Genomic DNA, 14,618 nt, shown 5'->3' on the forward strand with positions numbered 1-14,618 from the left:
AGAATCGACACCCTCATCCGGCGGTACCAGAGAAAATTCGGCGGCATCCACAGCCGTCGTGCTGCGGCCATTCCCGGCGCGAGATCCGATGCGTATCGAGTTCGAGTTCGATCGTGGTGTTCATCGTGTCGAGCCGGCGCTCAGGGGAACAGTGCATGATCGCCTCGAGTTCGCCGAGCAGCAAAGCCGCCGTTGCCAGAATCCCGGCCGGCGAGGCGTGTCCTACCCGACCGAGCAATTGGCTCGCCAGCTGCGGCCACTCCGGGTCGTATTCACAGCGGGTCAGATCGAGGCAGCGCAGGCAGCTCGTCAGGCCGGGAAAGACCAGCGGGCCGACCACGCCCTTGCCATCGCGAATACGGACCTGCAGATGTGGAATCCCGTGCAGCACCAGCTCATTGGCCAGGCGCGGTTCGATGACGAGCGCATCGGCCAGCACCACGAGTTCGCCGTGCCAATCCAGCACCGAACCATCGGGGCAGTACCCACGCGAGCGGATCGGCCGGTGCCCGAGTCGCCGCAAACCGGTCGCGACCGCGTCCGAGAGCGGCCCGAGCCCGTGCACCCGCACCGAACGCACTCGCCCCAGCCGCGGATCCGGATGCAGCAGCAGCCCCGCGTCGTCGATGCGATCCAGCAGTTCCGTTGCGTCCTCGGGGTCGATGCCACACTCCCCAGCCCGCCAGATGACCTGTGGGCGACTGTGCATGCCATCCAGCAAGCGCAGAAAAGCCAGCACGGTATCGGTATCCAATGCGGTCCGATCCAGTAGCAACGCCCGCTCCGGGTCCCACCCCAACTGCACGACCCCGGACGGCCGCAGCAAGACCGTCACCCGCGGCGCCAGCATCGGCCCGCACATCCGCCTCGTCGTCATGGCAGCAGTATGCGGATCGGGTCATCGGCGAACAGCACGAATCCGGTGGTAATCCACAGGAATTCGCGTCTATCAACAGGACACGTCTCAGGACGCGTCGGTGTCCTTGCCGAGGTTCGGGCCGGATTCGCTGTCCCCGTTGGCGGCCTCGCGTTCAGCCTTTTCCCGTGCCTCGGTTTCGGCCAGTTGGGCCAGCGGATCGTCGAAGGCATTCGCGCCGCCGCCGATCACCGAATCGATGAAGCCTGCGGGGGAGTCCAGATCATTCGAGTCCGGCAGCAGATCCGGATGCGCCCAGATGGCGTCCCTGGCGTCGATGCCCGCATCGGCGGTAAGGCGTCGCCACAGCGCCGCCGCCTCGCGCAACTTCCGGGGCCGCAGCTCGAGTCCGACCAGCGTCGCGAAGGTCTGCTCGGCCGGGCCGCCGGTGGCGCGGCGGCGGATCAGGGTTTCGGCGAGCGCACCCGCGCCCGGCAGGCGATCACCGATCGCCTCGATGACGACGACCTGCACCCAGCCCTCGATCAGGGCGAGCAGCGTCTCCAGCCGCTCCAGGGCGTGCTTCTGTTCCGGGGTGGTCTGCGGTTCGAACGTGCCCTGGGACAGGATCTCCTCGAGTTTCGACGGATCGGTCAGCGACATCGGGTCGATATTCTGGGCTGCCGACTCCAGCGCGGAGAAGTCCATCTTGATGCCGCGCGCATAATCCTCGACCGCGCCGAGTACCTGCTGACGCAGCCACGGCACATGTCCGAACAGGCGCTGATGGGCGGCCTCGCGGGCCGCGAGGAAGACCAGGATCTCGCTTTCCGGCTGCTCGAGTCCGGCGCTGAACTCCGAGATGGCCGCCGGTAGCAGCGCCGCAGTGCCGGTCGGACCGAGCGGCAGTCCGATATCGGTGGAGGTCAGCACCTCCCTGGCGAGTTGGCCGAGCGCCTGCCCGAGCTGCGAGCCGAAGGCGAGTCCGCCCATCTGTCCGAGCATGCCCACCATAGGACCGGCGAATTCCCGCGCCTCCTCCGGCAACTGCGCGGTCCACATGCCGGAGATCTGTTCGGCCACCGGATCACACAGCCGCTTCCAGGTCGGCAGCGTTTCCTCGATCCAGTCGTTGGCGGTCCAGGCCACGGTTCTGTTGGCGCCTGCGGGCAGTGTGGTCGCGCCGTCCAGCCACAGTTCGGCCAGGTGCGCGGCATCTGCCACGGCCTTGACCGTGCCTTCGGAGACCGGCATCACGCTTGCGCCGAGCTGCTGGCGGGCCAATCGCTTGGCCACGTCGTAGTTGACCGGGCCGGATTGCGCCGAACCGGGCTGCCCCATCCCGCTGAGCATCTGGCCGATCGAGGTGAGCATCTGTCCGAGCTGTGCCGGATCGAAACCGCCCGCGCCTGCCCCGCCGAAGCCGAACGGATCGTTGGCCCCGGCACCGCTCGGCTCGTCACCGCGTTTGCGGTCGTCGTCATCGCGGTTCGAGAATCCGAAGGGGAGGTTGCTCATACCCCAAACACTACGCGTGTGGTGTATGGCTTCGATGTTCGCGCGGCGCGAAATCGCCGGCACGTATACGGCGGTAAATATGCGCCTCACACGACCTGGCGCGGCGGCGATCACTACTGTGGTCCAGGTGAATCGTCGGATCCTGACCCTGGTGGCCGCCCTGATCCCGGTGCTCGTCCTCGGTGTGGTGGGCAGCCTGCTCACTGTGCCGTTCGTTGCACTCGGGCCGGGACCCACGTTCAACACCCTCGGCTCGGTCGATGGCAAGCAGGTCGTCGACGTCCGCGGCGCCGAAGTCGACCCGGTGACCGGTCATCTGAATATGACAACGGTCTCGGTGCGCGACGGTCTGAATATCTTCGAGGCGTTCGGGTTCTGGGTCAGCGGTCAGCACGGACTGGTCCCCCGCGCCGAGGTGTACCCACCCGGTGTCCCGCGCGAGGAGATCGATAAGTCCAACCAGCAGGACTTCAAGGATTCCGAGGGCAATGCCGAGGTGGCGGCGCTGCACTTCCTGAACCTGCCGACGGTGGTGCTGGTGCGCAAGGTCTCCGACGACGGCCCGGCGAAGGAGATGCTGAAGGCTGGTGACGAACTGGTCAGCGTCAACGGCGCACCGATCGCCGCACCCAAGGATGTCGTCGCCGCGGTGTCCTCGCAGGCGCCCGGCAGTCAGATCACCGTGACGTATCGACGCGAGAACACCGAACAGACCGCGACCATCACCTTGGCCGCCCGCCCTGACGATGCGAGCAAGGGCTACCTCGGCCTGACCCCGACCGAAGGGGCGCGCCCGCCGATGCAGGTCACGTTCAACCTCGCCGATATCGGTGGACCGTCGGCCGGTCTCATGTTCAGCCTCGCGCTGATCGATAAGCTCACGCCCGGTGAACTCGACGGCGGCAAGTTCGTCGCTGGCACCGGAACCATCGATCAGGACGGCAAGGTCGGCCCGATCGGTGGCATCCAGTACAAGATGATTGCCGCACACGATGCCGGTGCGGAGACCTTTCTGGTCCCGGCCGCCAACTGCAATGAGGCCAAGCAGCGCACACCGGACGGCCTGCGCCTGGTGAAGGTCGAAAACCTCAGCGGCGCAGTGCAATCCCTCAATGACCTGAACGCAGGTCGGGAAACCGTCTCCTGCGGCTGAGCCTCACTCCAGCGTGTGGTGCAGTGCCTCGATGAGGTTGGGCGCCAGATTCGGATAGGTGCGCAGGTCGAGATCGCCGAAGTCGTCGGTATCGTCCTCGGGCTTGACCTGTAGTAGGCACAATTCCGCGCCCGTGCGCAGCACCGCGGCGAACAGTCGGGCCGTGCGCCGCCCCGGATGTGTCTCGGCCGCGGCGCGCGCGGCCGCATCGGCGGCCTCGTGATCGGCGAGCAGCGGTGTGAGCGCATCGTCGAGGGTGCTCTCGGCATCCGGCGGCAGCACGACGATCTCCTGGACCAGCAGACAGCCGCTCACAGCGTCGGGCCAGCTGGTGGTCGCGAGGAATTCGTCCAGCGCCATCGATCCGCCGGTGATGTCCTCCGGGAACGACTCCTGCGCAATGGCAGTCAGCTCGCTGCCCTGATCGAGCTCATCGAGCAATCCGGGTTCGGCCGCGACCAGATCCGCTGTCGGCACCAGCGCGAACATCTGCGGAGGTCTGCCCCAACCCTCGGCATCGACGAATTCCGCCACTTCACGGACGGAACGGGCGAGGACGAGTTCGGCGTGCAGGTCTGCGGTCACACTGGACATCCTTCCACCAGCAACCCTGTGTACGTATCTAGGGCGGCGTCATCTCGGAACCATGACGAAGCGAGTCTTACGAGCGAGGAGTTCGCGGCCCGTCGCGCGTCCGCGCGAAGGCACGGCCACCGCACCTCATGGGCCGCGAACACTGCCGCCGCCGAAGGCGCTGCCACTGTCAGAGCCAGATTCCGTAGAGTGGGCGCGAGACGGTCCGCTCGAGGACCACCTGCAATATTGGACTGCGGTGTGATGGCCGAGAACATCGGTGTGAGCGCCGCCAGACCTTGGAGAGTGGCATCGTGGGCATGCGGCCCCCCACCGGCTTACCTTCGTTGTCCCGACGCAGCCGAGTGCTGCTGGTGGCGGCCATCATCCTGGCGGCCTTGCTGCTGCTGGGACCGCGGCTGACCGACACCTATACGAACTGGTTGTGGTTCGGCGAGGTCGGTTTCCGCAGCGTTTATCTCACCGTATTGCGCACGCGGATCCTGTTGTTCATCGTCGTAACGCTGTTCGTCGGTCTGGTCGTCTGGTTGGCGCTGTTGCTGGCCTACCGGACCCGGCCGGTATTCGTGCCGGTCGCGGGCCCGAACGATCCGATCGCGCGCTATCGCACCACCGTGATGAGTCGGCTCAAGCTGTTCGGCATCGGCATCCCGCTGCTGCTCGGCGTGCTGTCCGGCCTGGTAGCGCAGTCGAATTGGGTCACCGTGCAGCTGTTCCTCAATGGCGGTTCGTTCGGCCAGACGGATCCGCAGTTCGGTCTCGACGTCGGGTTCTACGCCTTCGATCTGCCGTTCTATCGGATGGTGCTGAACTGGCTGTTCGTCGCGGTGGTCATCGCATTCTTCGCGAGCCTGGTGACGCACTATGTCTTCGGTGGCCTGCGCCTGACCGGCCGCGAGGGCGCGCTGACCAAGCCGGCACGCATCCAGCTGGCGGTGATCGCCGGCATCTTCGTGTTGCTCAAGGCGATTGCCTACTGGTTCGACCGCTACGAGCTGCTGTCGAGCAGTCGTAAGGAGCCGACCTTCACCGGTGGTTCCTACACCGATATCAATGCCGTACTGCCCGCGAAGCTGATCCTGCTGTCCATCGCGGTGATCTGCGCGATCGCCTTCTTCGCCGGTATCGTGCTGCGCGATCTGCGGGTGCCCGCGATGGCGGCCGCACTGCTTCTGCTTTCCTCGGTCCTGGTCGGCGCGGTATGGCCGCTGGTGGTCGAGCAGTTCTCGGTGCGGCCGAACGCCGCCGACAAGGAGAGCGAATACATCGAACGCAATATCGCCGCGACCAGGCAGGCGTTCGGCATCACTTCGGACAAGATCGAGTACAAGGACTACAAGGGCGACAGTTCGAAGAGTCCGCTGGAAGTTCCGGTCGATGCGGCGACGATCGCCAATGCCCGCCTGCTCGATCCGAATATCCTGTCGCCGACCTTCACTCAGCTCAAGCAGTTGAAGAATTTCTACGGCTTCCCGGAGTCGCTGGATATCGACCGCTACACCCTCAACGGCGATACCCAGGACTACATCGTGGCCGCCCGCGAACTGCACCCGTCGGCGCTGAGTGGTAATCAGACCGACTGGATCAACAAGCACACCGTCTACACGCACGGCAACGGCTTCGTGGCGGCGCCCGCGAACCGGGTCAATCGGCCGCAGTACGAGGACCCCAATGCCAATACCGGCGGCAGCAGCGACAGCGGCTATCCCATCTTCCTGGTCAGCGACCTGTTCAACTCGACAGACCAGCAGCAGATCAAGGTCGACCAGCCACGCATCTACTACGGCGAGCTGATCTCGCAGTCCAACCCGGACTACGCGATCGTCGGCGCGGCCAACGGTCAGCACCCGCGCGAATACGATACCGACCTAGCGCAATTCACCTATGACGGCAAGGGTGGCGTGTCGATCGGGAACTGGTTCAACCGGTTGGCCTTCGCGGCCAAGTACACCGAGCGGAATCTGCTGTTCTCCTCGGCCATCGGGGAAAACTCCAAGATCATCTTCAACCGCAGTCCGCGCGACCGGGTGCAGAAGGTGGCGCCCTGGCTGACCACCGATGGCAATGCCTATCCAGCGGTCGTCAACGGCCGGATCCAGTGGATCGTCGACGCGTACACCACGCTGGACCACTACCCGTACGCGCAGACCACCTCGCTGGAGGGCGCGGTCGAGGACAGCATCGATAAGAAAACTGGAAGGTTGTTGCCGCGCAAGGAGGTCAGCTACATCCGCAACTCGGTGAAGGCCACCGTCGACGCTTACGACGGCACGGTGACCCTCTACGAGGTGGACCCCACCGACCCGGTGCTCAAGGCCTGGCGCGGTGTGTTCCCGGGCGCGGTCAAGCCGGCGAGCGAGATCTCGCCGGAACTGCGCGCGCACTTCCGCTATCCCGAGGATCTGTTCAAGGTGCAGCGCGAAATGCTGACCAAGTACCACGTGGACAATCCGCGAGAGTTCTTCACCAACAACGCTTTCTGGTCGGTGCCGAGCGATCCGACCACCGAGGGCGGCACCTTCAATCAGCCGCCGTACTACGTGCTGCTCGGTGATGCGTCGGCGAACAACAAGCCGGTATTCAATCTGACCAGCGCGATGGTCGGCTACAACCGCCAGTTCCTGTCCGCCTATATCTCGGTCCGCTCTGATCCGGACGGCTACGGCAAATTCACGATCTTGCAATTGCCGACCGATACCCAGACACAGGGTCCACAGCAAACGCAGAACAGCATGACGACGGCGCCGGAAGTCTCCAGTCAGAAAACACTGCTGTCGAACTCGAACAAGATCAGATACGGCAATCTGCTGACATTGCCGATCGCCGACGGCGGAATCCTTTATGTGGAGCCGTTCTACAACGAGCGAAATACCGGGGCGGGCACCGCCACCTTCCCGCAGCTGCTGCGAGTACTGGTGAGCTATCGCGATGTGGCGGGCAGTGTGAAGGTCGGCTTCGCCTCCACCCTGGCCGACGCGCTGAATCAGGTACTGCCGGGGACGGGTTCGCTGGCCACGCCGTTCGGCGGTGATCCGACGAGCAGGCCGAAACCGGGTACCACCCCGCCGTCGGAGCGCGGTACTACGCCGCCGACACAGGGCGCGACACCGCCGGCTCAGGGCACCACGCCGCCACCGGCGACCGGGTCCACCGGTAAGGATGCCGCGGCCGCGGATCTGAACAAGAAGATCGAGAATGTGCGAAATGCCATGAAGTCCGGGAACTTCCAGGACTTCGGCAAGGCGCTGGAGGAACTGGACGCCGCGGTGAAGGCGTATCAGGAGGCCGGTCGCTGATCGAACGAGAACGGCCCCGCCACCCGGGTTCTCGAGTTCGGGTGACGGGGCCGTTCTTGTTGACGTCGAAACGACGTCGATCTCGGCGCCGTTGCCGAGAGACGTCCGATTCGTACGTCAGCGGCCGAACGAGTCGATCAGCGCGGTGTTCTGGTCCAGCAGCTGTTGGTACGGGCCCTCGAGGCCGTTCCGCTTGGCCAGCTCGTAGCCAGCGGACTTGGCCTGCTCGATGGCGGACTTGACGTTGGGGACCGGGGCAGGCGCGGCGGGCTCAGCGACGGCCGGGCTCGGCTCCGACTCACCGGCACGCAGGTACTGACCGCAGACCGGCCAGGCGCCCGGACCCTGGGTGACGAGCACATTCTCGGCCACGCGGATCTGCTCTTCCTTGCTGGCATTATGGGCGGAACCGGCGCCACCGTTGGCTGCCCAGGTGCTCTGCGAGAACTGCAGACCGCCGTAATAGCCATTTCCGGTGTTGATACCCCAGTTGCCACCGCTTTCGCATTGCGCGACGCCATCCCAATTGTGGGTCGGGGCAGCCGTGGCGGTGCCGGTGGAAAGACCGAACGGGACGGCAACGATTGCGCCGGTAACAGCGGCATAGCCGAGGGCGCGGGTGCTGAGCTTTCGGTGCTTCGACATGATGTATTCCCTCCCTGCGCCCACCGCCCCCGGCAATGAAAATGCCAGGTCCCTGCCCCCAGGTGTGTCGGGGATACTCGAACCACGGGACAGGGTCGCCGGTGTGCGGCGGTTCGAGTTCGAGCCCATCACGTTTGATCCGGGCCGTGGCTCGACGGTGACGAAGAAATCTCAGCAGATCACATCTTGATAACTTCTCCATTGCATGATGCGAATAACACGTATATCTATGTTTACCCTGGTCGCAAATGTCTCCGGAATGGATTACGGATGCTCGACCATAGCACCGTTATGTGTTCGAGATCACTGCTAAATGGTGTCTTGTGTCACGTTTGAAGCCATTGGTCGATTGCTGGCTTGCGTTCTGATCAACTGCGGTAGCCGCGCTCGCTCGGTTGCGGGTAGCCGGATTCGGTGCATGTCCGCCGAAGTCCCTCGGGGCCGTCTGTATGTAACCCCACGCGCCTGCCGGCGTCCGTCATTCGGCCCGCTGACCAGGGCAAACCCCCTGGAAGATAAGCGATTTGCCTTCTGCGTGTAGACGTGTGTAATGTTGTGTTCACCGACGCGGGGTGGAGCAGCTCGGTAGCTCGCTGGGCTCATAACCCAGAGGTCGCAGGTTCAAATCCTGTCCCCGCTACTAGGGAAACGGCCCGGAACTCAATGTTCCGGGCCGTTTTTCGTTGGTGCGTGTGAACGTATTCGGGAACGTCGGTCAGAGACGAGAGTGGATGGTCACTTTCGTTTCCACGACGACGCGTGGTGGGTAGCTCTGAGTCCGAGCGCACCCACCGCCGCCGATATCGTCAGCGCGCTGCACGCGCATTATCGATCGCGTCGCCGGGCGTCCTCCAGCGGGTCACGGTGCGGTTCGCTGTGACCCGCCGACAGCTCAGGAGCGGACGAAGCTCAGCAACGCCTCGTTGACCTCGGCGGCGTGGGTCCACAGGAGTCCGTGTGGGGCTCCGTCGATCTCGACATAGTCGGCCTCGGGGAAGGCCGCGTGGAAAGGGCGTCCGGTCGCGTCGATCGGCAGGATGTTGTCTTTGGTGCCGTGCAGGATGAGCGCGGGCTTGCCGGAGGCGCGGACCGCGGCGACGTCGTCGCGGAAGTCCTCGATCCAGGTGGGGACGACCGCGTAGGCGGCCACCGGCGCCGAAACGGTCGCGGTGTTCCAGCTGGCGGTGACGGCCTGCTGGCTGATCCTGCTGCCAAGCGTCTCGCCGAGGTTGTAGAAGTCCTCATAGAACTTGGTGAACCAGGCGAACCGGTCGGCGCGGGCGGCCTCCGCGATGCCGTCGAAGACCTCCTGCGGCACACCGGTCGGGTTGTCGTCGCGACGCAGCAGGAACGGTTCCAGTGACGCGAGGAAGGCGAGCTTGGCGACCCGCTCGTGGCCATACCTACTGACGTAGCGGGCGAGTTCGCCGGTGCCCATGGAGAAGCCGACAAGGATTACCTCGCGCAGGTCGAGGGTCTCGAGCAGCGTGTTGAGGTCGGCGGCGAAAGTGTCGTAGTCGTAACCGGTGCCGACCTTGCTCGACTGTCCGAAGCCGCGGCGGTCGTAGGTGATGACGCGGTAGCCGGCGGCGATCAGTTCGCGGCTCTGTCGCTCCCAGCTGTGACCGTCGAGTGGGTAGCCGTGGACGAGGACGATCGGCTGACCGGTCCCGTGGTCTTCGTAGTAGAGCTCGATAGGTGTGCTGTTCTCGGTTCCGACGGCGATGGTGGCCATTTCCATACTCCTCAGATCAGCTAGAGAACGGTCGTTCTCGGGACTGTGCACTACGCTAGAGAACGAACGTTCTCGGCGCAAGGGGAAAGACCATGATCGACGACACAGCGGCTCGCGAGCGGGTGTTGGCGGCGGCCGACCGACTCTTCTATGCGCACGGCGTCCAGTCCGTGGGCATGGACGCGGTCCGCAGCGAGGCCGGGATATCCCTGAAACGGATCTACTCCCTGTTCCCGTCCAAGGACGACCTGATCGTCGCCGTCCTGCACCGCCGCAGGGCCCAATGGAACGCCGGTATCGCCACGAGCGCCGAGCGCGCGGTCACCGCACGGGAGAAGGTCCTGTCCGTCTTCGACTTCCTCGACGCCTGGTTCCGCCAGCCGGACTTCCACGGCTGTGCCTTCATCAACGTTTTCGGTGAACTGAGCGCCGGCTCGGCGAACGTCACGTGCGCCGTGCGTGAACAAAAGGACGCCTTCCAGCGATACCTCGCCGAACTGGTACACGAGGCCGGCGCCCCCGAGGCCGTCGCGGCGCAGATCGCGATCCTGGTCGAAGGGGCCCAGACCACCGCCGCTATCGCGGGGCGTCCCGACGCCGCCGCCCACGCCCGCGCAGCCGCGACAACCCTTCTCGACGCCGCCTGCGTCGCCTGGAGCTGACGCCGAACTGGCGGCCCCAGACCCACATAGCTATCGCTGCTCCTCGAGCTGCTGCTGGTGAGCGAGACGCATCTGGAGTGGCAGCTGACCCGCACACCGACCCGCGCTGGAATATCAAGGGCTGCTACATAACTCAGATCAACGGCGATCCGTGCATCTACAACGAGCAGATGATTTTCCCGACGCCTGTAGTCGACCGCTCCAACCCGGATAGCTTCGCGTCTATCGGCATGACCGTCCGGGTCTGCCCGCACTTGATGCGATCGTCTCCGTGGTCGTGGCTCCGCCGGGACTGCTGACCAGTACGAACTACCGCTGCGTTGATTCGCCGTTCGGTTCGAATCCGCTCCCCGCTGGGGACAACGGGGCGCACCCACTCGTTTCCCTTCTCAAGATATAACGCACCCGGGGACTTGCGGCAAGACCCGGGTCGTACCGCAGAATCGCTGGCCGAGGCCAGAACCTGCGGAGATGGGAAGTAACCGAATGCAAGTGACCGACACCGATGTGATCATCGTGGGCGCGGGTCCGACCGGGCTGATGCTGGCCGCCGAGCTGTGTCTTGCTGGTGTGCGACCGCTGATATTGGAGCGGCAGCCGCAGCCCCGTGACATCCCGAAGGCCGGTGGTATCGGCGGGCAGATCCTGCAGCTGCTGCGCTACCGCGGCCTGCTGGAGCGATTCGAAGCAGCGAATACCGACCCCATTCCGGCGCCCCGCTTCCCGTTCGGCGGTGTGCACGTGGACCTCACGCATCTGACGGATCCACCGCTGCACGCGCTGCCGCTCGCACAGCATCGACTCGAGCGTGTGCTCGCCGAACGGGTCCGTGAACTGGGCACCGAGATCCGCCGCGGACACGAGGTGGTCGGGGTGCGCCAGGACGATGCGCTGGTGAGCGCGGACGTGCGCGGGCCGGACGGGCCGTACCAGGTGACCGCCCGATACCTGGTGGGCTGCGACGGCGGACGCAGCCGGATCCGCGAGATGGCGGGTATCGCATTTCCCGGCACCACGTATCCGGAGGTCAACCGGCTGGCCCAGGTCACCGTGGCCGATTCGGTGACCGTGCTCGACAACGGCGACCTCGTCGTCCCCGGGGGCAATACGATCCGTGCGGGGTTCACGCGAACAGAGCGCGGTTTGTTCGCGAACGGGTCGACCACGCCCGGAGTTCTGGGCCTTTTCACCACCGAAGACGAGTCCGGCGAATACGACGATGACGAACCGCTGCCCCTGACCGAGTTCCAGGACAGTGTCCGTCGAGTGCTCGGCGTGGATCTGCCACTGGGCGAACCGATTCGGTTGTCGCGCTTTACCTTCAAGGATCGGCTGGCCGAACGGTACCGCGCCGGTCGAATCCTGCTGGCCGGTGATGCGGCCCACCTGTTTCCCGCCACGGGGGTGGCGATCAATGCGGGCATGCTCGACACGGTCAACCTTGCCTGGAAGCTGGCCGCCGATATCGACGGCTGGGCGCCGGACGGCCTGTTGGACACCTATCACGACGAACGCCACCTGGCGGGCGCCCGCGTCCGGCTACATACGCGGGCCCAGGTGGCGTTGCGACGCGGACAGGACCCGGCGGCCGAAGCACTTCGGGAGGTCTTCCAGGAACTGCTCGTCGACGAGCAGCCGCTGCGCCGCGTCGGAGCCCTCATCGCGGGCTCCGACATTCGCTACCCGTTGCCCAACCCCAACGAACACGCCTTGACCGGTACCTTCGCACCCGACCTCAGCCTGCATACCGGCCAGGGCGCCACCAGCGTCGCGGAACTCATGCACACCGCGCGGCCCATACTGCTCGTTCTCGCCGACCGACCGGAGCTGCGCGAGATCGCCCGAGACTGGCGGCATCGCATCGAAATCCATACCGCCGAAACCGATTACCGACCAGCCGACGCCCTGCTGATTCGCCCTGACGCTCACATTGCCTGGGCGGCAACCGTCGACGAACCCACCGACACCGCCGCGCCCGCGTTGCGCGCTGCGCTCGCCGAGTGGTTCGGTGCACCCCGCAAAGCGCCGGTGCCCGTCGATCAGCCGGCTGATCGGCTGTTGTCCAGTGGCAGTGCTCCCGCCATTTCCCACTAGCGCGGGTAGTGCCGACGCGCCGTTGGTATCGACGAGGACCAATCCGGTGTTCGTGCATGCGGCTATCGGCGATCCGGCGGCGGGCAATGGCGATGGGACACTCGATCCCGATCGTTCGATGTTGAGTGAAGTGTTCGACGGTACGTTCGCCGAACGGATAGCCGCGCCGCAGCCCAACCTGGTCGGTAACCGCCGTCGATGCCGTTCGAGCAGACCGCCTGTCTGCCCGGCGTGTGGCTGACGGCGTATCGGATGTTGTTCGGGAGGGTGTCGCTCTGGGGTCACCGAGCATTCGGCGTGTCAAAGGTGGCGCCTGTCAGGCGTCGTTGCGGGAAACCTGGTAGAGGGTGTCGAGATCGTCGTAATAGGCTTGCTCGACGACTCTGCGCTTCATCTTCAAACTTGGTGTGAGGTAACCAGATTCAGCGGTCCATTGCTCGTCGAGGATGGTCCAGGCCTTGACTCGCTCAGGTCGCGAAAGCTGCGCGTTGATGTTGGCGACATGCGCTGTGATGGCCTCGTGGACCAATGGGTGATTACTGACATCAGCTGAATCATCCAGTGGGCTTTGGCCATTCTCGAGAAGCAGCGTGTGGGCGGCTTCGGGATCGAGTGTCAACAGTGCAACGACGTAGGGTCGATTGCTGCCGTATGCGAGGGACTGGGACACCAAAGGTGAGGAGCAGAGGGCAGACTCGATTGCCACCGGGCTGATGTTCTTTCCACCACTGGTGATGATCAGCTCCTTCTTGCGGTCTATGACACGGACATAGCCATCGGCATCGATGGAGCCGATATCCCCGGTCGATAGGTATCCCTCGGCATCGGCCAATGTGGCGATCGTGCCATCGGGTTGGAGGCAACCGGGGGTGACGTTCGGGCCGCGGACCTGCAGCTCGCCGTCATCGGCCAGCCGGATATCCACGCCGGGAAGCGCCTTGCCGACGGTGCCTACGCGGGACTCGCTGAACTTGGCGGCCGTAACCAGACCAGCGACTTCGGACATGCCCCACACGTCGGCGAGTGGCAGTCCCGCTGCTCGGAGGTTCTCAGCTAGATGGGCCCCGAGCGGAGCCCCGGCGCTGGGAGCCCAGATCACCCGGTCGAGTCCCGTTCGCGCGAGGACCGCATCTTTCTCAGTGGTGCCTGCTCGAGCTGACAGCAAGGCGGCGATCTTCTCCCACAGGCGTGGCACGCCGAAGAGAACAGTCGGCTGCGCCGCCTCGATGGTGGTAACGAGACAACGGGGGTCGGCGTTGAAGTACACCGTTCCGTGCAGCATGAGCGCGAGGTAGTAGCTGATGGCTCGGTCCGCGATGTGCGCGAACGGGAGGTGACTCAGCGTGATGTACGGGCTTCCGAGTCCAACGGCTTCGATGAGAGAAGCGGCGTGGGAGACCACATTGTCGTGGGTGAGTACGACCGCTTTGGGATCCGAAGTGGTGCCCGAGGTGAAGATGATGGTCGCTGGCGTATCTCCAGCCACCTGGCGGATGCGCTCGGCGAGCGCGTGCGAATTCCCGGATATGAGGTCGTGTCCCTGGTCGAGGACTTTGCGGTAGGACGTCACTGTAGAAGCACCGACGGCGCTCTCGATGAGGGACTCGTCGAGGAGGATCAGACGCTCTATCTGGCCAGTCTCCAGTGCCAGCGACCATTGTTCGAGCTGGGTAGCTCCCTCGATGATCACGGTGCGCACGCCAGCCTGCTTGGCCTGGGCGGCCACCTGAGCCGCGGCCAAGGTGTAATAGAAGCTGGTGGGGACTGCGTTCGCATGGAGTACCGCGAGGTCGGCCACCCAGTGCTCGGGGCGGTTGGCCATCATCAGCGCGACACGTTCGCCTGGCTCGACACCCAGTGCAATAAGTCCGGCTGCAAGCCGCGTGACCTGCGTGCGGACTGCTTCAGCTTCGAGTGCGGACCAGCCATCGGCGTCGGGTGCCGGCGCGTCCCAGGCATCGGTTGCGGAGAGCGTCAGATCTGCGTCTCTCCAGTGCAGGCGAGGGCCATCCGCTCCAAAACCGTTGTCGGGGGAGAACACATCGAGGAGTGTGCGCATCGAGTT

10 protein-coding genes, 1 tRNA gene and 1 pseudogene are annotated in these 14,618 nt (G+C 64.8%); 6 read left to right on the forward strand and 6 right to left on the reverse strand.

Going from position 1 to position 14,618, the window contains the following annotated elements:
• Positions 1-13 precede the first annotated feature (13 nt).
• Both AB0J29_RS14720 and AB0J29_RS14725 read right to left on the reverse strand, forming a co-directional pair.
• Complete coding sequence (locus AB0J29_RS14720) at positions 14-877, reverse strand: hypothetical protein (RefSeq protein WP_364784957.1); 864 nt, start codon at positions 875-877, stop codon at positions 14-16.
• 87 nt (positions 878-964) lie between these two features.
• A complete protein-coding gene (locus AB0J29_RS14725; protein WP_364784960.1) occupies positions 965-2,374 on the reverse strand; it encodes a zinc-dependent metalloprotease in 1,410 nt (469 codons plus the stop codon).
• A 127-nt stretch (positions 2,375-2,501) separates the two neighbouring features.
• Between AB0J29_RS14725 and AB0J29_RS14730 the strand changes: the two genes are divergently transcribed.
• A complete protein-coding gene (locus tag AB0J29_RS14730) occupies positions 2,502-3,527 on the forward strand; it encodes a PDZ domain-containing protein (RefSeq protein ID WP_364784963.1) in 1,026 nt (341 codons plus the stop codon).
• Positions 3,528-3,530: 3 nt separating this feature from the next.
• Here the strand turns inward: AB0J29_RS14730 and AB0J29_RS14735 are convergent, their stop codons facing one another.
• Entirely contained in the window at positions 3,531-4,121 is a 591-nt protein-coding gene (locus AB0J29_RS14735) for a PPA1309 family protein (RefSeq protein WP_364784966.1), read from the reverse strand.
• Positions 4,122-4,414: 293 nt separating this feature from the next.
• On the opposite strand from AB0J29_RS14735, the gene AB0J29_RS14740 reads away from it, so the two are divergent.
• Positions 4,415-7,417, forward strand: coding sequence for a UPF0182 family protein (locus AB0J29_RS14740; RefSeq protein ID WP_364784969.1), 3,003 nt, complete (start codon positions 4,415-4,417; stop codon positions 7,415-7,417).
• Positions 7,418-7,534: 117 nt separating this feature from the next.
• On the opposite strand, the gene AB0J29_RS14745 is transcribed toward AB0J29_RS14740, so the two are convergent.
• Positions 7,535-8,062 carry a transglycosylase family protein gene (locus AB0J29_RS14745; RefSeq protein ID WP_364784972.1) on the reverse strand — a complete coding sequence of 176 codons (528 nt, stop codon included), beginning with the start codon at positions 8,060-8,062 and terminating at the stop codon, positions 7,535-7,537.
• Between the two features lie 566 nt (positions 8,063-8,628).
• Between AB0J29_RS14745 and AB0J29_RS14750 the strand changes: the two genes are divergently transcribed.
• A tRNA-Met gene (locus tag AB0J29_RS14750) sits at positions 8,629-8,702 on the forward strand.
• A gap of 252 nt (positions 8,703-8,954) precedes the next feature.
• On the opposite strand, the gene AB0J29_RS14755 is transcribed toward AB0J29_RS14750, so the two are convergent.
• The gene (locus AB0J29_RS14755) at positions 8,955-9,797 is read right to left on the reverse strand and encodes an alpha/beta hydrolase (protein ID WP_364784975.1); all 843 of its coding nucleotides are present in this window, start codon (positions 9,795-9,797) and stop codon (positions 8,955-8,957) included.
• Between the two features lie 92 nt (positions 9,798-9,889).
• Between AB0J29_RS14755 and AB0J29_RS14760 the strand changes: the two genes are divergently transcribed.
• The 3 genes and pseudogenes from AB0J29_RS14760 to AB0J29_RS14770 all read left to right on the forward strand — a co-directional run bounded on the left by AB0J29_RS14760 (position 9,890) and on the right by AB0J29_RS14770 (position 12,553).
• Positions 9,890-10,459, forward strand: a complete 570-nt coding sequence (locus tag AB0J29_RS14760; protein WP_364784978.1) for a TetR/AcrR family transcriptional regulator — start codon at positions 9,890-9,892, stop codon at positions 10,457-10,459.
• Positions 10,460-10,522: 63 nt separating this feature from the next.
• Positions 10,523-10,783 (forward strand): annotated as a pseudogene (locus AB0J29_RS14765) (dihydrodipicolinate reductase); the annotation flags it as partial.
• Between the two features lie 168 nt (positions 10,784-10,951).
• On the forward strand, positions 10,952-12,553 hold the full coding sequence (locus tag AB0J29_RS14770; protein ID WP_364784981.1) for an FAD-dependent monooxygenase: 1,602 nt from the start codon (positions 10,952-10,954) through the stop codon (positions 12,551-12,553).
• 316 nt (positions 12,554-12,869) lie between these two features.
• On the opposite strand, the gene AB0J29_RS14775 is transcribed toward AB0J29_RS14770, so the two are convergent.
• Complete coding sequence (locus AB0J29_RS14775) at positions 12,870-14,612, reverse strand: AMP-dependent synthetase/ligase (protein ID WP_364784984.1); 1,743 nt, start codon at positions 14,610-14,612, stop codon at positions 12,870-12,872.
• Between the last annotated feature and the right edge of the window lie 6 nt (positions 14,613-14,618).

Source organism: Nocardia sp. NPDC049707 (assembly GCF_040674855.1).
Taxonomy (GTDB): Bacteria; Actinomycetota; Actinomycetes; order Mycobacteriales; family Mycobacteriaceae; genus Nocardia.